Source organism: Pseudomonas sp. 2995-3 (assembly GCF_002742565.1).
Lineage (GTDB): Bacteria > Pseudomonadota > Gammaproteobacteria > Pseudomonadales > Pseudomonadaceae > Aquipseudomonas > Aquipseudomonas edaphica.
Window position 1 is genome coordinate 35,658 of sequence record NZ_LJSB01000176.1, and the last position, 18,667, is coordinate 54,324.

General features: G+C 59.5%; 22 protein-coding genes. 7 read left to right on the top strand and 15 right to left on the bottom strand.

The annotated features are described in order from the left end of the window. The first annotated feature begins 400 nt into the window (after positions 1 to 400). From AOA62_RS12225 to AOA62_RS12235, 3 genes are read left to right on the top strand one after another with little or no spacing between them, the layout of a single operon-like run. Entirely contained in the window at positions 401 to 1,021 is a 621-nt protein-coding gene (locus tag AOA62_RS12225; protein ID WP_099548775.1) for a cysteine hydrolase family protein, read from the top strand. A gap of 49 nt (positions 1,022 to 1,070) precedes the next feature. After that, positions 1,071 to 1,805: an isochorismatase family protein gene (locus tag AOA62_RS12230; RefSeq protein ID WP_099548776.1), complete on the top strand. Its 735-nt coding sequence runs from the start codon at positions 1,071 to 1,073 to the stop codon at positions 1,803 to 1,805. A 35-nt stretch (positions 1,806 to 1,840) separates the two neighbouring features. After that, on the top strand, positions 1,841 to 2,743 hold the full coding sequence (locus AOA62_RS12235) for a LysR family transcriptional regulator (protein WP_218244118.1): 903 nt from the start codon (positions 1,841 to 1,843) through the stop codon (positions 2,741 to 2,743). 124 nt (positions 2,744 to 2,867) lie between these two features. Here the strand turns inward: AOA62_RS12235 and AOA62_RS12240 are convergent, their stop codons facing one another. From AOA62_RS12240 to AOA62_RS12270, 7 genes are all read right to left on the bottom strand, one after another. Continuing rightward, complete coding sequence (locus AOA62_RS12240) at positions 2,868 to 3,137, bottom strand: short-chain dehydrogenase (protein ID WP_099548778.1); 270 nt, start codon at positions 3,135 to 3,137, stop codon at positions 2,868 to 2,870. A 346-nt stretch (positions 3,138 to 3,483) separates the two neighbouring features. Then, positions 3,484 to 4,524 carry a DMT family transporter gene (locus AOA62_RS12245; protein WP_099548779.1) on the bottom strand — a complete coding sequence of 347 codons (1,041 nt, stop codon included), beginning with the start codon at positions 4,522 to 4,524 and terminating at the stop codon, positions 3,484 to 3,486. A gap of 68 nt (positions 4,525 to 4,592) precedes the next feature. Then, on the bottom strand, positions 4,593 to 4,928 hold the full coding sequence (locus AOA62_RS12250; RefSeq protein ID WP_017138311.1) for a hypothetical protein: 336 nt from the start codon (positions 4,926 to 4,928) through the stop codon (positions 4,593 to 4,595). Between the two features lie 102 nt (positions 4,929 to 5,030). Further along, positions 5,031 to 5,384, bottom strand: coding sequence for a gamma-glutamylcyclotransferase family protein (locus AOA62_RS12255; protein WP_099548780.1), 354 nt, complete (start codon positions 5,382 to 5,384; stop codon positions 5,031 to 5,033). Positions 5,385 to 5,393: 9 nt separating this feature from the next. Continuing rightward, the gene (locus AOA62_RS12260) at positions 5,394 to 6,053 is read right to left on the bottom strand and encodes a M24 family metallopeptidase (protein ID WP_099548781.1); all 660 of its coding nucleotides are present in this window, start codon (positions 6,051 to 6,053) and stop codon (positions 5,394 to 5,396) included. A 116-nt stretch (positions 6,054 to 6,169) separates the two neighbouring features. Next, positions 6,170 to 6,748: a DUF4337 domain-containing protein gene (locus AOA62_RS12265; protein ID WP_017134636.1), complete on the bottom strand. Its 579-nt coding sequence runs from the start codon at positions 6,746 to 6,748 to the stop codon at positions 6,170 to 6,172. A gap of 54 nt (positions 6,749 to 6,802) precedes the next feature. Further along, the gene (locus AOA62_RS12270) at positions 6,803 to 7,687 is read right to left on the bottom strand and encodes a LysR family transcriptional regulator (protein WP_099548782.1); all 885 of its coding nucleotides are present in this window, start codon (positions 7,685 to 7,687) and stop codon (positions 6,803 to 6,805) included. A gap of 93 nt (positions 7,688 to 7,780) precedes the next feature. Between AOA62_RS12270 and AOA62_RS12275 the strand changes: the two genes are divergently transcribed. Then, on the top strand, positions 7,781 to 8,749 hold the full coding sequence (locus tag AOA62_RS12275; RefSeq protein ID WP_099548783.1) for an NAD-dependent epimerase/dehydratase family protein: 969 nt from the start codon (positions 7,781 to 7,783) through the stop codon (positions 8,747 to 8,749). On the opposite strand, the gene AOA62_RS12280 is transcribed toward AOA62_RS12275, so the two are convergent. Beyond that, positions 8,709 to 9,092 (bottom strand): DUF2784 domain-containing protein, encoded by a 384-nt coding sequence (locus AOA62_RS12280; protein ID WP_017134639.1) that lies wholly within the window; start codon positions 9,090 to 9,092, stop codon positions 8,709 to 8,711. The genes AOA62_RS12275 and AOA62_RS12280 overlap by 41 nt on opposite strands. Before the next feature lie 221 nt (positions 9,093 to 9,313). Here AOA62_RS12280 and AOA62_RS12285 point away from each other — a divergent pair, with 221 nt between their 5' ends. Next, the gene (locus AOA62_RS12285; RefSeq protein ID WP_017134640.1) at positions 9,314 to 10,003 is read left to right on the top strand and encodes an HAD-IA family hydrolase; all 690 of its coding nucleotides are present in this window, start codon (positions 9,314 to 9,316) and stop codon (positions 10,001 to 10,003) included. A gap of 91 nt (positions 10,004 to 10,094) precedes the next feature. Here the strand turns inward: AOA62_RS12285 and AOA62_RS12290 are convergent, their stop codons facing one another. Continuing rightward, the gene (locus AOA62_RS12290) at positions 10,095 to 10,841 is read right to left on the bottom strand and encodes a 3-oxoacyl-ACP reductase family protein (RefSeq protein WP_099548784.1); all 747 of its coding nucleotides are present in this window, start codon (positions 10,839 to 10,841) and stop codon (positions 10,095 to 10,097) included. A gap of 105 nt (positions 10,842 to 10,946) precedes the next feature. Between AOA62_RS12290 and AOA62_RS12295 the strand changes: the two genes are divergently transcribed. Beyond that, complete coding sequence (locus AOA62_RS12295) at positions 10,947 to 11,870, top strand: LysR family transcriptional regulator (RefSeq protein ID WP_099548785.1); 924 nt, start codon at positions 10,947 to 10,949, stop codon at positions 11,868 to 11,870. 201 nt (positions 11,871 to 12,071) lie between these two features. Here the strand turns inward: AOA62_RS12295 and AOA62_RS12300 are convergent, their stop codons facing one another. The 3 genes from AOA62_RS12300 to AOA62_RS12310 all read right to left on the bottom strand — a co-directional run bounded on the left by AOA62_RS12300 (position 12,072) and on the right by AOA62_RS12310 (position 15,539). Further along, a complete protein-coding gene (locus AOA62_RS12300; RefSeq protein ID WP_099548786.1) occupies positions 12,072 to 12,794 on the bottom strand; it encodes an aspartate/glutamate racemase family protein in 723 nt (240 codons plus the stop codon). Positions 12,795 to 12,807: 13 nt separating this feature from the next. Beyond that, complete coding sequence (locus AOA62_RS12305) at positions 12,808 to 14,337, bottom strand: NCS1 family nucleobase:cation symporter-1 (protein WP_099548787.1); 1,530 nt, start codon at positions 14,335 to 14,337, stop codon at positions 12,808 to 12,810. 467 nt (positions 14,338 to 14,804) lie between these two features. Further along, a complete protein-coding gene (locus AOA62_RS12310; protein ID WP_017134733.1) occupies positions 14,805 to 15,539 on the bottom strand; it encodes a phosphoadenylyl-sulfate reductase in 735 nt (244 codons plus the stop codon). Positions 15,540 to 15,690: 151 nt separating this feature from the next. Between AOA62_RS12310 and thrH the strand changes: the two genes are divergently transcribed. Continuing rightward, on the top strand, positions 15,691 to 16,308 hold the full coding sequence (gene thrH, locus AOA62_RS12315) for a bifunctional phosphoserine phosphatase/homoserine phosphotransferase ThrH (protein ID WP_017134734.1): 618 nt from the start codon (positions 15,691 to 15,693) through the stop codon (positions 16,306 to 16,308). A 109-nt stretch (positions 16,309 to 16,417) separates the two neighbouring features. Here the strand turns inward: thrH and AOA62_RS12320 are convergent, their stop codons facing one another. The 3 genes from AOA62_RS12320 to pabB all read right to left on the bottom strand — a co-directional run bounded on the left by AOA62_RS12320 (position 16,418) and on the right by pabB (position 18,647). Next, entirely contained in the window at positions 16,418 to 16,774 is a 357-nt protein-coding gene (locus AOA62_RS12320; protein ID WP_099548788.1) for a type II toxin-antitoxin system HigA family antitoxin, read from the bottom strand. Continuing rightward, positions 16,774 to 17,076 carry a type II toxin-antitoxin system HigB family toxin gene (locus AOA62_RS12325; RefSeq protein ID WP_099548789.1) on the bottom strand — a complete coding sequence of 101 codons (303 nt, stop codon included), beginning with the start codon at positions 17,074 to 17,076 and terminating at the stop codon, positions 16,774 to 16,776. The genes AOA62_RS12320 and AOA62_RS12325 overlap by 1 nt, the downstream gene beginning before the upstream one ends. A 227-nt stretch (positions 17,077 to 17,303) precedes the next feature. Continuing rightward, complete coding sequence (gene pabB / locus AOA62_RS12330) at positions 17,304 to 18,647, bottom strand: aminodeoxychorismate synthase component I (RefSeq protein WP_017134737.1); 1,344 nt, start codon at positions 18,645 to 18,647, stop codon at positions 17,304 to 17,306. Between the last annotated feature and the right edge of the window lie 20 nt (positions 18,648 to 18,667).

Below are 18,667 nucleotides of genomic sequence, written 5' to 3' on the forward strand. Positions count from 1 at the left end.
TCGAATAACGCCACTTATATAAAACAGGCCCCCACATCGAAGCCAAGTGTGGGGGGCTTTTTTGTGAGCGTGGATACCAGATCCGGTATGGCTGGTATACCAATCCCACCTCAACTGGCTAACACTGAAAAACGGGACGGATTTATTCAATCGCTCACTTCTCTTGGTGGGCCAGTAAGAAAGTGCTTACACCGCTTCGTGGATCAACACAGGGGTGGCCTGCTCGCCACAATAAAGTGACCTCTTAACTGCCTGATATTAGCTGGACACGACCGGTTTATTTCGCAATAAATGTGCAGTTTTTGCACAGATATTGTTCATTCCTGTGTGTATTTCAAACATGAAAGCCCCCCTTAAACTCGACGCCACTCACCCCGTCACGGTTTAAGGAAACGCACAAATGACCAACCCCTCTCAACCGACCATCCGCGCAATGTCTGGCGCAACACCCGTCACCCAGCTTGATCCAGCCACCACCGCACTGTTGGTCATCGATTTCCAGAACGAATATTTCAACGGCAAGATGCCGATCCCCGACGGCGCCACCGCGTTACATAACGCCCAGTGCCTGATCGAATTCGCCGACCAGCAGAAGATCCCGGTCATTCACATCCAGCACCTTGCGCCAGCCGGTTCTGCAGTGTTTGCCCAGGACGGCAACACCGTCGATTTCCACCCACTGATGCAGCCGCGCGCTCAAGACACACTGGTGCAGAAGACCAGCGTCAGCGTGTTCGCCAGCACTGACCTGCACAACCAACTTCAGCACCAGGGCATCCGTACCCTGATCATCTGCGGCTTGATGACTCACGCCTGTGTCGCGGGTGCGGCCCGTGATGGTGCGGCTTTGGGCTACGGCATCGTGGTCGCGAGCGATGCATCGGCGACCCGGTCGATTACTCGCGCCAACGGTGAGTCGGTGACCCAGGACCAACTGCATGCCTCGGCACTCGCCGAAATTGAAGACACTTTTGGTGACGTGCTGACCACGTCCCAGGTCATCGGCTTGTCTGTGCGCTAACGGTCGGCCTTTCAGCACCCTAATTCAACTCGTCAAACAGGACTGCATCATGGCTTGCACATTCGCCACTCCATCGAGCCGCCTTCTGCCCAAGCTGCTCAAATCTGCCGTCATCGGCCTGGGCTTGATAATGGGCCTCGGCCAGTTTGCCGCCGCCGCCGAGGCACCGGCTAACCCACACCCAACCATTCGCGCCATGTTCGGTGCCAAGCCAACTGACAAACTGGACGCCAAGACCACCGCACTGTTGGTGATCGACTTCCAGAATGAGTACTACACCGGCCGCATGCCGATCCCGGATGGCATGAAAGCCCTCGAAAACACCCAGCGCCTGATTGCATTCGCAGACAAGGAACACATCCAGGTGATCCACGTGCAGCACATCGCTCCAAATGGCGCCGCAGTATTTGCCAAAGATGGCAAGACCGTGGATTTCCATCCGCTGATGAAGCCGCGCCCACAAGATAAGGTGATTCAGAAAACCACCGTCAGCGTGTTTGCCAGCACCGATATTGATGCCCAGTTGAAGAACGCCGGGATCAAGACGCTGATCATTTCCGGCCTCATGACTCACGCCTGTGTCGCCGCTGCAGCCCGCGACGCCACGCCGTTGGGCTACGACGTTGTGGTAGCATCCGACGCTACGGCAACCCGCGCCATCACTCGCGCTAATGGGCGTTCGGTGACCAAGGACGAGCTGCATGATTCGGCGCTGGCCGAGATCGAAGACACTTTCGGTTCAGTGCTGACCACCGCACAAATCGTTGCCCTGCCGGTTCACTGATCAGCCTGATCACTCATTGGAGTAACGCCCGCTTCATGAACCAGCTATCTGCCATGCGCGCCTTTCGGTGCATTGTCGAGGCCAAGGGCTTCTCTGCTGCGGCAGAGCGGCTGGACACCACCCACTCGACGATATCTCGGCAGTTGCAGCAGTTGGAACTTGAACTGGGCGTTCAGTTGATCAACCGCAATACCCGACGTTTCAGCCTGACCGGCCCTGGGGAGCAGTACTTCGCAGCCTGTGTCGATATTCTTGACCGCCTCGATGCGGCTACCCAGGCCATGGCACAGGGGCATCAGCGCCCCGAAGGCCTGTTGCGGGTCAGTGTGCCGCTGGTGGTGGGCACGCTGGACTTGCCGCACTGGCTGCCGGGGTTTCAGAAGCGTTATCCCGATATCGAAGTCGAACTGTGCTGCGACGACAAATTCGTTGACCTGGTGGCCGAGGGCTTTGATGTCGCCATCCGCATCGCCAGCGCGTTGGGTGATACCACCCTGATCGCCCGCACCTTGACTGTTTCAAAACGCGTGCTGGTGGCGTCGCCTGCCTACATCCACACCCACGGTTTACCGCGCACCGCCCAGGAACTCGACGAGCACCGCTTGCTGAGGTTTGTCGGGGAGGCGTCAGACTGGCAACTCACCTCGGCCCGTGGTGCAACCGTGAGCGTCACGCCCAAAGGCCAATTCAAGACCAACACCATCACTGCCTTGCACGCCGCCACACTGGCCGGCGCAGGCATCGGCTGCTTTACGCATGCGACGGTGCGCAACAACCTGGCGCAAGGGCAACTGGTGCCCATCCTGCCCAACTACTCGATGGGCGAGTGGCGTTATTACGCGCTGTACCCGCAATCCCGGCACTTGGCGCCCAAGGTCAGGGCGTTTGTGGATTACATGGCGGATTTTTACCAGGTGGATGCTAAAGCCGCTGTCTGAGAAAGGAAAAGGACAGATTTATGTGAGTCTCGTCACGTACTCCGTGCGAGGCAATCGAACCCCTGATTTCGGGAGAAACCAGGGGTTTTGTGATCTCTGGAGTTTGAAAGCTGCCGTTTCTAGATCACGCGCCGGGTACATCCATGCGTCGGCCTAGGACGTCCAGCAAATCGCACCCGTCGCGCAACGGGATTGAACACAGCAAGGCAAAATCACTGAGAACAACGGCATCACTACTGATCTCGCTGCGCAGTGCAAGGTTCTCAAGGACTTGGGTGACGGCACGCAGCCGAAAACTCGCGGCGTCGAGGAGAATTTCCAGGGGGACGGTGGTATCGACAAAAAGGGCAGGGGTGGCGCTGTCGTTGCTGGTGAGGGCTATGTATTGGTTCATGCGTTAAGTCCGTTCACTTAGAGGAATATGAGCCACGCATTTGTCGCCAAACAAAAGGTGGCCGCTGTACGCAGGTTGGCGAACCGGTATAAGAACGGACAAAGACCGGCAGACCCGAAGGTCTCCCACGCACAGCAGCCGTTGAGCAGCTTATTGCGTGCAGGCGCATCCCGCAAATCTGCCGGGAGACTTCTGCCGTCTTAATAGTCGAGTCGCCAAACCCGTTCGCCCTGTGGGCGACCGAGTGACTATAGGCTTTGCAATTTTGAAGCGGCAGGCCGACGCTTCCGAATGAGCTGTAGGACGTTGCCCAAACCCATTTATATGGCTGCCAAAGACGCCATCCTCAATGCCGATGCCGATGATGCACATCCGGAAAATGCGCATGGCTATGCCGCATCACACTATGAACATGCACATGACTGTGCGGCTGCGCCGGGTCCCACTCAAACCCGTGCTCATGCTGATGATGTTCATCATGCACATGCCGATGCCCGTGTTCCGTCGCTTCATGCAGATGCTCATGGGCATGCCGCTCCGTCAGGTGCAGCCACACGCCCACGGCCATCAGCGCTGATGCAATCCAGAACGCCACTGTCACCGATTCCCCAAACATCAGCAGGGCAACAGCCGCGCCGAGGAACGGCGCCGTTGAGAAGTAAGCGCCCGTGCGCGCGCTGCCCAGCCCGCGTAACGCCAGCACAAACATGACCAGGCTGATGCCATACCCCAAAAACCCAACCAACAAGATGGGCGCCAGCTGTGCCACACCCGGTATTTGCGCGCCGAGGTAAAGCGCCAGGCTGCTATTCACCAGCCCGGCAATCAACCCCTTGGCTCCGGCGATAAACAGCGCGTCCGAGGCCGAGACCTTGCGCGTCAGGTTGTTATCAATCCCCCAGCACAAACAAGCTACCGCCACGGCAAACGGCCCGGTCCAGTCGTGGCTGGCGCCGCCGCCGTCGGACCATGACAGCACCACGCCGCCCAGCACGATCGCGAGCATGCCGAGGACGATGCGGCGGTCGGCGTTTTCTCTGAACACCAGCCAGGCGATCACGGCAGTCAGCACCGATTCAAGGTTGAGCATCAGGGAGGCGGTCGCGCCGGCGGTGCGCGTGAGGCCGAACATCAAGGCAACCGGGCCGAGGATGCCACCGAAGGCGATGGCGCCGAGCAGCCAGGGCCATTCAGCACGGGTCAGCCCGCTGGGTTTCCAGCCGCGATCACGGATAAGGCGCACGCAGGCCAGGCCTAGACCGCTGCCGAGGTAGAGCAGGCCGGCGAGCAGTACGGGCGAAAGGTTCAGGCCGAGGCTTTTGGCGAGCGGCGTGCTGGCGCCGAACAGGGCAGCAGCGGCGAGTGCGTAGAGAATACTGAGGTTCATGGGCCGTCCTCGAATGGTTGGCCCATGATACGTCGCTTGCCAGGGTCTGCGCCCTGACAACTTGATACTTACTGCGCGGTTTTCAGCTTGATCACATCACCCGAAATCTTGGTGGTGTAACCATTCAGTACCCAGGCCCAGAACCATTTTTCCTGCACTTGGGTGTTGATCAGCGCGTCGCCGCCTTTGGCCTTGATGGCGGCATCCTGGGCGCGCACGAAGCGGTTGTTCTGGCCGATCGGGATGACGCCGAGCAACATGATGCCGGTGGCACTGCCTTCACTGTGGCCCAAAACGGTGTATTGGCTGCTGTCGTACTGCGGGGATTTGATGGCGGTGCCGGTGCAGCCTGCGAGGGTGAAACCGAGAACAGCTGCTGCAACTACTTTACTGACGTACTTCACTGTGAAACTCCATGGACTGACCCTCGGGATTCAATTCTCGAGGGGGCGCTACTTTAATTCCTGCATTGGCAGATTGAAATCAATTACCTGGATGTTTCATTTTCACACCTGCACGTACACCCACGCTGTAAGACCCGAAGCCAACGCCACGGACACGCGCTTATAGTCCGACACCTCATACGCATCCGCTGCCGCCAGTTCCTGCTCGTTAATCTGAAAGACCATGCCTTCAACGCTGGCAGCCTTTTCCTCGGTGCGCGCGACAATCGGGTGATGGGTCTTGCCGCTGGTGGCGAGCACTTGCGGGTCGGTAATTTCTACCCAGCTTTGCGCATAGCCGAGCATGGCGTCGTGCTGGCCGACCAGTTCCCGGCCGAAGTTGGCCAGTTGCACGGCCTTGTCCTGCAAGGTGCCGTAGGAAAACAGCAGCACGGGAAATTGGGTGGAGCGTTCCATGGATGTTCCTTAAGCGAGTAGGTCTTCGTAAAAAGCGCCGTAGGGCTTGCTCGGGTGGGCGATCTGGATTTCCAGGATCCACAGCCCGGCATTCGGGTAATGCTCGAAATCGCCCAGGTCGCCGCCGCGATGGATGGCATGGGGGAAGTCGCTGACGCGGTGGCCCTTGATGTCGAGGTTCAAGCGCCAGCCCATGGCTTGGGCTTGCTCTTGGGCGTAGCGGTAAAGCTCAAGGCCTGCGACCTGGTCGTTTTGCCAGCGCGATTGTACGCGGTCGAACAGCGCCTTGGCGGCGTTGGCGCAGGCGATCATGTCCGCGTCGTTGCCAACGGTGAAGGTGGCTCCGGCGTCGCCTTCATGGCCTTGCCACACGGCGCCCATGTCGATGAGGAAGATATCGTTTTCAGCCAGCACCGGGTCGCCTTCGGAGCGTTGGTTGAAAGCCTTGAGGGTGTTGGCGCCGAAACGCACCAGCAGCGGGTGCCAGATGCGTTGCATGTCGAGCTCAGTGAGTACCTGTTTGCCCAGCTCGCGAGCCTCGGATTCAAGCATGCCGGGGCGGATGCGTTGGGCGAGGTGTTCGATGGCTTGCCAGGTCATGGCTTGGGCGTAGCGCATGGCGTCGATGCTGTAGGCGGCGCCCACGGCTTCTTTGGGTTGTGCAGTCACCGGTGTTCCCTCGCAGTCAGGCTGTGCTGGTCGTTATGCGTTTTACTATATAGCGATGCCGAGATGGAACCCAACCGTTAAAACACCACAGATCAAATGTGGGAGCTGGCTTGCTGTCAGAGGTGCAGCCAGGCCAGGCTACCCAGCACCATCGCCACTCCACCTGCGGTGTAGGACAGGCGCTTGAGCCACTCTTTACGCGTCAACAACGTAATCGCCGCCAACGAAATCGCGATCTGAATCGCGGTCATTGCCTGTGCCCAGCGGTGATGCTGGTGCAGTGCCTCTTCGGATTTCTGGTCCCATTCCTTGGATGTCGCCTCAAGCTTCTCGGCCTGTTTGCGCACCTCCTCCTTCTGGCCCTTGTAGCGCTCGATTTCGTCCTTGTAATGCGCGGCATCTACACCCGGAATATGCGTGGCCAGCTCCGCCAGGTTCTGGCGGCTGGATTTGGCCTGGTAGTAGTTCCACTGGTTGGCGGCTTCGGTCTTGATGATGGCGGCGTTGTTCTTGTCCATGGCCGCTTCGCTTTCGGTGGAGCCGGCCTGGTAGCTGAGCATGGCACCCAGGGTGGCCATCAACGCGGTCATTACGGCGATGCGGCTGGCGAAATTGTCACCGCGCCCGTGCGCATGTTCGGTGGTGTGTTCGATGTGTTTTTCGTGGGGGCTGGGGACTTCGAAGGCTTCGGACATGGGGGCGTCTATGAAGGGACTGAGGGAGACTGATTCTTTACCAGTGAAGCTGTCTCAATCCTGTACGTAACGCTGCAAACCTTGCACCAGCGCGTCGAATGTCACCCGGCAGCGCGGGCTGTTGCGCAGGTCTTCGTGCATGGTCACCCAGGTGTCCAATTTGAGCGCAAAGCCATCGGGCAGTACCCGGCGCAAACGCGGGTCGCGCTTGGCCAGTTGCACCTGGCAGCCGCCGATACCGGCACCGGCGCGGATCAGCGCCAATTGCGCCAGGTCGCTGTCGCTGCTGATGGCGAAGGCGCTGCGTTCAAAGCCCTTGATCGCCAGGCTGCGGATAAACGCGTTTTCCTGGTCGAAGCCGATCACTGAATGGCCAGCCAGGTCTTGCATCTGCAAAGGGATGCCCTGCAGTTGCAGGTAATCGTCGCGGGCGTGCAGTCCCACTTCGATCAGGCCGACGCGCTGCGCCAGCAGTTGCTCCTGGCTGGGGCGGACCATGCGCACGGCGATGTCGGCCTCCAATTGCAGCAGGTCGCTGAGGCGGTTGGTCAGCACCAGTTCAACCCGCAAGTGCGGGTGCTCGCGGCGCAATTGGGTGATGATCGGCGGCAGTACTTCCACGCCGACCACCTCGCTGGCCGACACCCGCACCACCCCGCGCACTTCATCGCCGTGGGCAGACGCGGCGCGCTCCAGGGCGGCGGCAGTGCGTTCCATGGTTTCGGCATGGGCGCGCAAGGTGTGGGCCACCGCCGTCGGCAACAGCCCGGCAGGCGAACGGGTAAACAGCACCACGCCCAGTTCGGCTTCGAGCGCAGCGATGTGCCGGCCCACCGTAGGCTGTGTGATACCGAGCTGCCGCGCGGCACCCGATAACGATCCCTCCTTGAGTACGCCAAGGAACGACCGGTAAAGCTCCCATCCAATAGTCGATGCCATGCATAAATGTATAGCGGCAGGATGGTCTTGGGCAATTTATCTATAGCAAGGCTGCACACACAATGGCCTCACCAACTAATGTAGGAGAAGGTCATGAGCAAGGTTCTGGTACTGGGGGCAACCGGCGGGATCGGCGGTGAAGTGGCGCGGCAACTCCACGCGGCAGGCTGGGAGGTGTGTGCACTGACGCGGGATGTGGTCAAGGCGCGCCGCGTGAATGCCGACTTTTCCTGGATCGAGGGTGACGCGCTCAACCGTGATGAGGTACGCGCCGCGGCCCGTGGTTGTGCGGTGATCGTACATGCCGTCAACCCACCGGGTTACCGCAATTGGGCTGAGCTGGTCATGCCGATGATCGACAACAGCATTGCGGCGGCCATCGCCGAGGGCGCGACGATTGTGTTGCCGGGCACGGTCTACAACTTCGGGCCGGATGTGTTTCCGGTGCTGTATGAAGATTCGCCGCAGCACCCGCAAACGCGCAAGGGGGCTATCCGCGTACAACTCGAGCAGCGTCTGGAACAGGCGTCCCGCCGTGGCGCCCGTGTGTTGATTGTGCGCGCCGGGGATTTTTTCGGCGCTCGGGTGGCCAACAACTGGTTTGCCCAAGGCTTGATCAAGCCCGGTAAACCGGTACACGCCATCAGTTATCCGGGCGCACCGGGTGTGGCGCATCAATGGGCTTATTTGCCGGATGTGGCGCGCACCATGGTCGAGTTGCTTGAACGCCGGTCAACCCTGGAGGCTTTTGCGCGCTTTCATATGGCCGGGCATATGGACACGGATGGCACGCAGATGACCCAGGCGATCCAGCAGGTGGTGTTGCGCAGGACGGGCCAGCAACCACGCGTAGGTCGTTTCCCATGGTGGTTGCTGAAAGTGGCCGCGCCCTTTGTCGTCACCCTTCGCGAAATGCAGGAGATGCGTTACCTGTGGCAAACCCCATTGCGTCTGGATAACACGCGCTTGGTCGCGGCTTTGGGGCGCGAGCCGCACACGCCGCTGGAGCAGGCGGTGGAAGCTACGTTGCTCGGTCTGGGGTGTTTGCCTGACGCTGTCTGATCAAGCGTACATACACTGCACTGTTGATCAGCAACACCACGGCGCCCAGCCCCAGTTGAATCTGTGGGGTCAGCCCGGCCGGGTAGATCAGCGTAAGAATGTAATGCTCGATAAAACCGCCGCCATAACCGTCCTGCCCGGCGAGGTGGCGCAGCAGGTTCTCCCAGCGGGTCAGCGGGCAGGGCAGGTGGAACACTTCCACCGCCACGCCCCAGGCCGCAGCGGGCAGGTGCAGCCACATCACCGGCCGCCACTTGAGGGCCAGCAACCCGCCAAACAGCACGAACAGGATAAAACACAGGTGGAACAGCACCAGGCTGTCGGCGGCAATGCGATAGAGCATGAAGAGGTTCGCTTTTATCAGGGCTGGCGTTGAGTTTGCAGGTAGTCGATAAACACGCGCAGCTTTTTCGGTGTGTTGCTGCGGTTGAAGTCATACAAGTACAGCGCATTGTGGGCACCTTGAATAGCGCCGCAGGGTGGAGGGCCGCCAAGGTTGCTTACCTACGCTGTAGGCCGCTATTGTGCTGAAACCTTTTAGTCCTTCCCCAAGGTGCTGTTGCGATGAATGTACCGCGTACTCCAGTCGGTCCGATCAAGGCCGTGATTTTCGATATGGACGGGTTGTTGCTGGACACTGAAGGTATCTACACCGAAGTTACACAGATTATCGCCGAACGCTACGGCCGCACCTACGACTGGGGCATCAAGCAGCACATCATCGGCCGGGGCGCTCAGGACCTGGCTGAATATGTGGTGAAGGCGCTGGACTTGCCGATCACCCCGGCAGAGTTTCTGCTGATTCGCGAACCGCTGATGAGCGAGCGTTTCCCCAAGGCCTTGGGCATGCCGGGTGCCGAAGCGCTGGTGCGACATTTGAAGGCGCACAACATCCCGATTGCCGTGGGCACCAGTTCGTCGCGCAATTCGTTTGGCCACAAGACCACCTTGCACCGTGAGTGGTTTGGCTTGTTCGGCACCATCGTCACCGCCGATGACCCAGAAGTGGGTGCCGCCAAGCCCGCGCCGGATATCTTCCTCACTGCCGCCCGCCGCTTGGGTGTCGCGCCCGAGGATTGCCTGGTGTTTGAAGACTCGCCGTTTGGCGTGACCGCCGCCAAGGCCGCTAACATGACTGCCATCGCCGTGCCCGATGAGGCCATGGCCGACAGCAAGTACCAGCATGCCGACCAGATCATCCGCAAGCTGGCGGACTTCGACCTGGCGGCCTACGGCTTGCCACCAATGTCCTGAGTAAAACACGCTCAAAAAAATGTGGGAGCTGGCTTGCCTGCGATGGCGTCCTCAAGATCGCCATCGCAGGCAAGCCAGCTCCCACATTTGGTTATGCGCTGAAACCACCATCAATGGTCAAGCTCGCGCCCGTGATGTAACCCGCCTCCGGGCCAGCCAGGTACGCCACGAAGCTGGCAATCTCCTCGACCTGCCCATACCGCCCAACCGCCATCAACCCCATCAAACTCGCTGCAAACTCACTGTCTGCCGGGTTCATATCGGTATCCACCGGCCCAGGCTGCACATTGTTAATGGTGATGCCACGCGGTCCCAGGTCCCGTGCCAAGCCCTTGGTCAACCCCACCAGCGCCGCCTTGCTCATCGCATACGGCCCGCCACCGCCAAAGGGCATGCGCTCGGCATTGGTGCTGCCGATATTGATCACGCGGCCGCCTTCACCCATGTGTTTGGCCGCTTCCTGAGTGGCGATAAATACACTGCGCACATTGATCGTCAGGGTCTGGTCGAAGTCTTCCAGCTTGAAATCTTCCAGTGGCGCGATGGCCAGCACGCCGGCGTTGTTCACCAGGATATCCAGGCGCCCAAAGGCTTCGACGGTGGCGTTGACGGCGTTGCGAATCGCCGTGGCATCGGCACTGTCGGCCTGAATGGCCAAGGCTTTGCCGCCTGCGCTGATCACGCTGTTTTGCAGTGCCTCGGCCTTGGCGGCAGAGCTGACGTAGGTAAAAGCAACGGCTGCACCTTGCGCTGCCAGGCGTTTGACGATGGCGGCGCCAATACCGCGGGAACCGCCCTGGATCAATGCAACTTTGCCGCTGAGATTGTGTGTGGTCATGTCGTTCTCCAAGTAGTTGATGGACCGAGTATCGGCCTCACCCACCCAGGCCGGTAGACCGTGATTGCTATAGTCTGTGTAAACCAAAAGTTTAGAGTGGTCGATATGGAGAGCTTTGGCAGTATCGAATGTTTTGTGCGCAGCGCCGAAGGTGGCAGCTTTGCCGAAGCCGCCCGGCATCTGAGTTTGACCCCGGCGGCGGTCGGTAAAAGCGTCGCCAAGCTGGAAGCACGCCTGGGTGTTCGGCTGTTTCAGCGTAGCACCCGGCGGCTGACGCTGACGGAAGCCGGCAAGCTGTTTCTCGAAGAAGTCAGCGCCAGCCTCACCACCATCCAGAATGCCGTGGCTAACTTGGCCAGCGCCGAAGGGCGGCCGGTGGGCACCTTGAAAGTCAGCATGGGCACGGTGGTGGGGTGTTTGTACATCGTGCCGTTGCTGGGCGAGTTTCTGAAGCGCTTCCCGGGTATCAGCCCCGACTGGCATTTTGATAACCGTCAGGTCGATCTGATTGGGCAGGGCTTTGACGCCGCACTGGGCGGTGGGTTTGAGCTGCCTCAGGGGGTGGTCGCACGCAAGCTCGCGCCGGCGCATCGAGTGCTGGTGGCCTCGCCCGATTACCTGACGGCACATGCGGAGGTTGTGCAGCCGGCAGACCTTGAGCACTGCGATGGCATCCTGATTCGTTCGCCACAAACCGGCCGTGTGCGTTCCTGGCAACTGACCGGTCGCCACGGCGAGCACGGCCCGTTGAACCTCAAGGCGCGCATGACCATGAGCGATTCCCAGGCGGCCTGCGTCGCGGCAGACCAGGGGTTGGGCATTGCGCTGGTGAGCATGCCGTTTGCCGTGCCTTGGCTGGCGAGCGGTAAGTTGGTACGCGTACTGCCCGATTGGTATGTCGACGACGGCAACATCTCCATCTACTACGCCGAACACAAACTACTGCCCGGCAAGACCCGGGCGTTTGTGGATTTCATCATCGAGCAGTTTACCGAGCAGAAACTGGGGCAAGCGTTCAGCGCGATTTGATCACTACCATCTACCGAGTCGCGGCCATCGTCTGTAGTAAGGCGCCCGTTGTGGCGAGCAGGCTTGCCCTGCGTTGGGCTGCGAAGCAGCCCCAAATCCAGGCGCTGAGTACTTTCAGAAGGAACTTCAGTGTGTTTACTGGGGCCGCTGCGCAGCCCAACGCAGGGCAAGCCTGCTCGCCACAGGAGAATATGGATGCCTTCAGCGGTGGCCTGGCCAGCCGATCACTTTCTTCGGCCTTGGCGTTGCGTAAGTCCTGATCTTCGACGTCGACAACCCCAGGCGCACCAGCGATTCGGCAATGGTGACCGCCGCCGTGACGCCGTCCACCACCGGCACGCCGGTACGCTGGCGAATCTGCTCATCCAGCCCGGCCATGCCGCCGCAGCCCAGGCAGATCACTTCGGCCTTGTCGTCGCGAATGGCCAGCTCCGCCTCGCGCACGATGGCTTCCATGGCGGCCAGCGGGTCTTCTTCCAGCTCCAGCACCGCCATGCCGCTGGCGCGCACCGAGGCGCAGCGTTGATAGAGACCTGCGAGTTTCAGGCGGTCTTCGATCAACGGCACGGTGCGGTCCAGGGTGGTGACCACCGAATAGGCATGGCCCAGAAACATCGCCGTGCTGGCCGCCGCTTCTGTGATGTCCACCACCGGCACGTTGAGCAATTCCTGCAAACCTTCACGGCCATGTTCGCCGTAGCCGGCCTGGATCACCGCATCAAACGGTTGGTCGTAGGCCATCACCCGGTCCATCACGGCGATGGCGGCCAGGTAGCTTTCAAAGTTGCCTTCCACCGATTCGGCGCCAAAGTACGGGGTAAGCCCGACGATTTCGGTGCCTGGTGAAGCCACAGCCCGCGCCTGCTGGGCGATGGTGTCGGTGATTGACGCGGTGGTGTTGACGTTGACCACGAGGATGCGCATGGAATGTCCTTGATTAATGACTGGCGTTATCGACTGCAATGCTTTCGCCGCTGACATCGGCGTAGAACGTTTGGCGCTTGGCGATCAGCAAGTACAACAGCCCTGCAATACCGGCGCCAAACAGCCAGGAAAACGGTGCGACGCTGGCAAAACCGGGTAACAGTGCCAGCAGAATGGCGATGATTGCCGCAGGAATAAACGCCGCGACCGCGCGTAAATTGACCCCACGGCTGTAGTAATAAACGCCATTCGGGTCTTCGCTATACAGCTGCAGTACATCCACCTGGCTTTTACGGATCAGCCAATAATCGACCATGATCACCCCATACAACGGCCCCAGCAGCGCACCCAGCCCGGAGAGGAAATACACGATCACCAGCGGGCTGTTGTAGAGGTTCCACGGCAGGATCAGCACCGCCACGGTGGCGCTGATCAGCCCGGCCCGCCGGAAGTTCAGGTACTTGGGCGCCAGGTTGCTGAGCACAAAGGCTGGCGCGACAAAGTTGGCCATGATGTTCACCGCCACGGTAACGATCAGGAACGCCAGGCAGCCGAGCACGAGGAAGAAGGTATTGGGGATGGCCGCAATGATTTCGGTCGGGCTTTCGATCACCCGGCCATTGAGCTGGAACTGCCCGCCGCAGAGCAACACGGTGATCGCGGCAAACACCAGAATATTTACCGGCAAACCCCAGAAGTTACCGACCAGGATGGTCTTGCGGCACGGCGAGGAGCGCGCGAAATCGCAAAAATTGAGGATCAGCGTGCCATAGATGCTCAGCCACAGCGCGCCACCGGCAAAGATGTTGCGCCACATCTCGCCACCGCTCAAAGGCTCGCGGATCGACCAGGCAATATTGCCGCCGACCTGGAAGTACATCCAACCGGCCAGCGAAGCCACGGTCACCAGAATCACCGGCCCGGCGAAGGCTTCATAGCGGCGCACCATTTCCATGCCGTACGCCAGGATCGCCAGTTGCACAAACCAGATCGTGATGAAACACGCCCAACCCAAGGTCGACAGGCCGAGAATGGAGTTGTGGTCATAGTCGGAAAATCCTGGATGAATTGCCGACAGCAACACACGGAAAACCACCGAGGCCAGGTAGGTCTGGATACCAAACCAGGCAATCGCAATCACCGCACGGATCAACGCCGGGATCTGCGCACCATGGATGCCGAAACTGATACGACTGATCACCGGAAACGGCACGCCGGTTTTCTGGCCCATAAACCCCGACAAGTTCATGAAGAAATACACCAGCGCTGCGCCGATCCCCAGGGACAGCAGAATCTGCCAGCCGCCGAGGCCCAGCGCATACAGGCCGATGGCAAACGAATAGTTGGCGATGTTGTGCACGTCGTTGGTCCACAACGCGAAGATGCTGTAGCGCCCCCAGCGTCGTCCTTCGGCTTTGGTGGGAGCCAGGTCCTTGTTATGCAGGCGCGGGCTGAGCACCAATGGGCCGGGGCTTGCGGCCTCGAGATTCAGGGCGGAGGAGGGCAGATCCAGTGCGATGTCATTCGAGAGGCTTGTACGCATTCCGGCAGGCTCCGGCGCATCTGCAGGAACGCTGCAGATGGCAAAGTGTATGTATGTTTTGTATTTATTGTATACAAAGAGCAATTCACCTTAAGCCACATGCGTGCCAGTTTTGGGTCTATGAAAATCAGGGTTAATTTCGTTTTTATAGGTCTGTTGAATAAATTGCTGAATTAAAAGCAATATAAATTGACCGATTGAACAGGTATTTATTTTTTGTGGGGAGGCGCTTTATTTAAGAGGGAAGCAGCGTTAGGAAATGAGTGTTACGTTTTGGTGCGGGAGAATACGGATTGAACACATAAATGGCACTTATGGTTACATTAGTGTGTACATTTCTAGGGGCTGCCCAAAACAAAATGTGGGAGCGGGCTTGCCCGCGAAGGCGGCCTCTCAGTCGACTTATAAGTGACTGATCCACCGCAATCGCGGGCAAGCCCGCTCCCACATTTTTACCGCGTCAGCCCTCAAGCCTTGCTGATGATATTCCCGGCATGCAGCCCGCATTCCTTCTGCGTGGCTTCTTCCCACCACCAGCGGCCTTCGCGCTCATGCTGGTTAGGCAATACCGGGCGGGTGCAGGGCTCGCAGCCGATGCTGATAAAACCGCGCTCATGCAGGCTGTTGTAGGGCAGCTCCAGCATGCGGATGTAGCCCCAGACTTCCTCGCTGGTCATCTGCGCCAGCGGGTTGAATTTGTACAGGGTGCGCTCCGGGGTGGAGAACGCTGTATCGATCTCCAGCGCCGCCACCTGGCTGCGGGTGCCGGGGCTTTGGTCGCGCCGTTGGCCGGTGGCCCAGGCGTTTACGCCGGACAGTTTGCGCCGCAGCGGTTCGATCTTGCGCACGCCGCAGCATTCACCATGGCCGTCTTTATAGAAGCTGAACAGGCCCTTTTCCTTGACGAAGGGTTCCAGCTTGCTCTGGTCCGGCGAGATCAGCTCGATGTCGATTTTGTAGAAGTCGCGCACCTGCTCGATAAACCGGTAGGTCTCCGGGTGCAGACGGCCGGTGTCGAGGCTGAACACCTTGACGTTCTTGTTCAGCTTCCAAGCCATATCGACCAGCACCACATCCTCGGCACCGCTGAAGGAAATCCACAGGTCATCACCAAACTGGCTGAATGCCAGCTTGAGAATGTCCTGAGCGGATTTGTTGGCATAAGTCGCGGCGAGTTCAGCGACGTCGAAGGCTTGGTTCATCAGGACGGTTCCTACAGGTCAGTGGCGCTGAGCGCTCTATAGGGGAGTGATGGTATCAAAATCCGCTCTGCGTTGCGGCGCCGCGCTTGAATCGCTAGAGTTCGGCAGTCCTTTTGCTCGCTCAACTAACAACATCCAATAGGAGTGTCTTGTGGAAATTGCCTGTCTCGACCTGGAAGGGGTGCTGGTTCCGGAAATCTGGATCGCCTTCGCCGAAAAAACCGGTATTGAATCCCTGCGGGCAACCACCCGTGACATTCCCGATTACGACGTGTTGATGAAGCAGCGTCTGCGCATTCTTGACGAGCATGGCCTCAAACTCGCCGATATCCAGGAAGTAATCGCGACCCTCAAGCCGCTGGACGGCGCCATCGAGTTCGTCAACTGGTTGCGCGAACGCTTCCAGGTGGTGATTCTGTCGGACACCTTCTACGAATTCTCCCAGCCGTTGATGCGCCAGCTGGGTTTCCCGACCTTGTTGTGCCACCGCCTGATCACTGATGAAAATGATCGAGTGGTGAGCTATCAACTGCGTCAGAAAGACCCTAAGCGCCAATCCGTGCTGGCGTTTAAGACCCTTTACTACCGCGTGATCGCCGCTGGCGATTCCTACAACGACACCACGATGCTGGGTGAAGCTGACCGTGGGATTCTGTTCCATGCTCCAGAAAACGTGATTCGCGAGTTCCCGCAGTTCCCGGCGGTGCATACCTTTGAGGACTTGAAGAAAGCGTTCATCAAGGCGTCGAATCGGCAGTTGAGCCTGTAAGTGACTCAGCGCTGTTGATGGCCCCATCGCAGGCAAGCCAGCTCCCACACTGAATGCGGTCAACCTGTGGGAGCTGGCTTGCCCGCGATGAGGCCCGCGCGGCCATTGCTTAAACCCCGGCCAGTAACCGCTCATATGGAATGCTCAAGCCTTCATGCAGCCGCTTGATCATCGAAAGGCTCAGCTTGCGCTTGTGGTTCAGCACCTCTGACACCCGCCCACTGGTGCCGATAAAGGGCTCCAGATCACGGGCAGTCATGCCTAATTGCTCCATGCGAAATCTGATCGCCTCCACTGGGTCCGAAGGCGGCATGGGAAAGTGTTCCGCCTCGTATTTCTCAATAAGCACGGCAAGAATTTCCAGCTCGTCACCCTCTGGCGAGCCAATGTCCGCGCCCCAGAGCTGCTCCACACGCGCAAGCGCAGCGGTCAGGTCTTCCTGGGAATGAATAGGTTTGATGTTCATCACACGGTCTCCGCGTTGATCTGGTCGTACTGCATATGGGTTCCCACGAAACGCACGAACCCCAGCTGTCGTTGATAGTCGATCGCCATGATCACTCGATACTTGTTGCCGCCCACGTTGAAAACAACTCTGCCGCCCTTGAGAATGCTCGCCGTTCCAAGCTCTGCCTTGAGTGCCTGTGGCGTTGTGTAAGTGGTCCTCTCCATATGGCGATACAGTTCGACCAGCGGTGTCTTGGCATCGGTATAAGCGCGATGGCTTTCCCAGAATGTCCTTAAGGTAGAGAGGGCGATTATCCGCATCGCTGCGCCCTCCCAATTTGGGAGATATTAGGTGGGGTTCGTGTGAGATGCAATCCCGGAAATAATTTCTGACGAGTAGGCATTCGCTTCATGTGATCCTTCACAGGTGGCGGGTGGACGGTCTGAGCCGGACGCTATCCGCCCGCTCATACTGCGTCCACAGCCGTTCTGATTCAGGTTTTTTCTGTCGCTGGGCGCCGCGTACGAGCGCCAGGAAAGGCGGGGTGCTACAGGTTTTCCAAAGTGTGTAACAAGACCCGCACCTTGGTCAGCGACTCTTGATACTCCGCCTCCCACTCCGAATCCGCCACGATCCCGCCACCGCCCCAGCAGTTCACGTGCCCATCCTTGACCAGCAAACTGCGGATGGCGATGGAGCTGTCCATCTCGCCGCGTACATCCAGATACACCAGCGAGCCGCAGTACAACCCGCGTCGGGTCGGCTCCAGCTCATCGATGATCTGCATCGCGCGAATCTTCGGCGCGCCGGTGATGGAGCCGCCAGGGAAGCTGCCGGCGATCAGGTCGAGGGCGTCTTTGTCGTCGGCCAGCACCCCCGTCACGCTGCTCACCAAATGGTGCACATTGGGATAACTTTCCAGGCTGAACAACTCCGGCACTTTCACCGAGCCGGTGCGGCAAGTGCGGCCGAGATCGTTGCGCAGCAGGTCGACGATCATCAGGTTTTCGGCGCGATCCTTGGCGCTGGCCAGAAGTTCGGCGGCGTTGGCGGCGTCTTCTTCAGGCGTCAAACCCCGCGGGCGGGTGCCTTTGATTGGGCGGGTTTCGACCTGGCGTTTGCTGATCTGCACGAAGCGTTCCGGCGACAGACTGAGTACCGCGCCGTCATCGGGCAGGCTCTGAAACCCGGAAAACGGGGTAGGGCAGGCCTCGCGCAACGCGCAATACGCCACCCAGGGATCGCCGCTGCAGGGCGCGCGAAAACGTTGCGCAAAGTTGACCTGGTAGCAGTCGCCCGCCTGGATGTAGTCCTGAATACGCGCGATGGCCTGTCGGTAGGCCTCGGGCGTGAGCTCCGGTGCCATGGGACCGTTGAGCTTGAAGGTGTCAGATGATTCAGCAGCAGGTTGCCCGAACAGGTTGACCAACCGCAGCCGTTCGCTGTCGGCCAGCGTGGGGTGAAAGACCAACTGGCTGGTCTGTGCCTGGTGATCGCTGATCAGCGCCCAGGCATACAGCCCGAAGCGCGCATCCGGCAGGTGCAGGTCATCCACAGCCCAATCAGGCATTTGCTCCAAGTGCCGGCCAAAGTCATAACTCAAGTAGCCAATCAGGCCGCCAGCAAACGGCAGCGCATAACCTGCAGGCAGATCCGCTTCGCCCAACTGCGTCAGGTTGGTCCGCAAGCGTTGCAGGAAATCACCGCCACTTTCGTCAGGCGCAACCGTCAATGTCGCTCGCGGCCAGGCGCTGAGCAAGTCATAACGCCCGCGTTCGGCAGCCGGGCGGCCACTGTCGAGCAGCACTGCGCCAGGGGCATGACGAATCGCCGCAAAGTAGTCGGCGGGGTTGGCCCGGTAGGGCATCGGGTGTACGGAGCAGGTCGACATTGCAGGGTGGATCAGCTGTT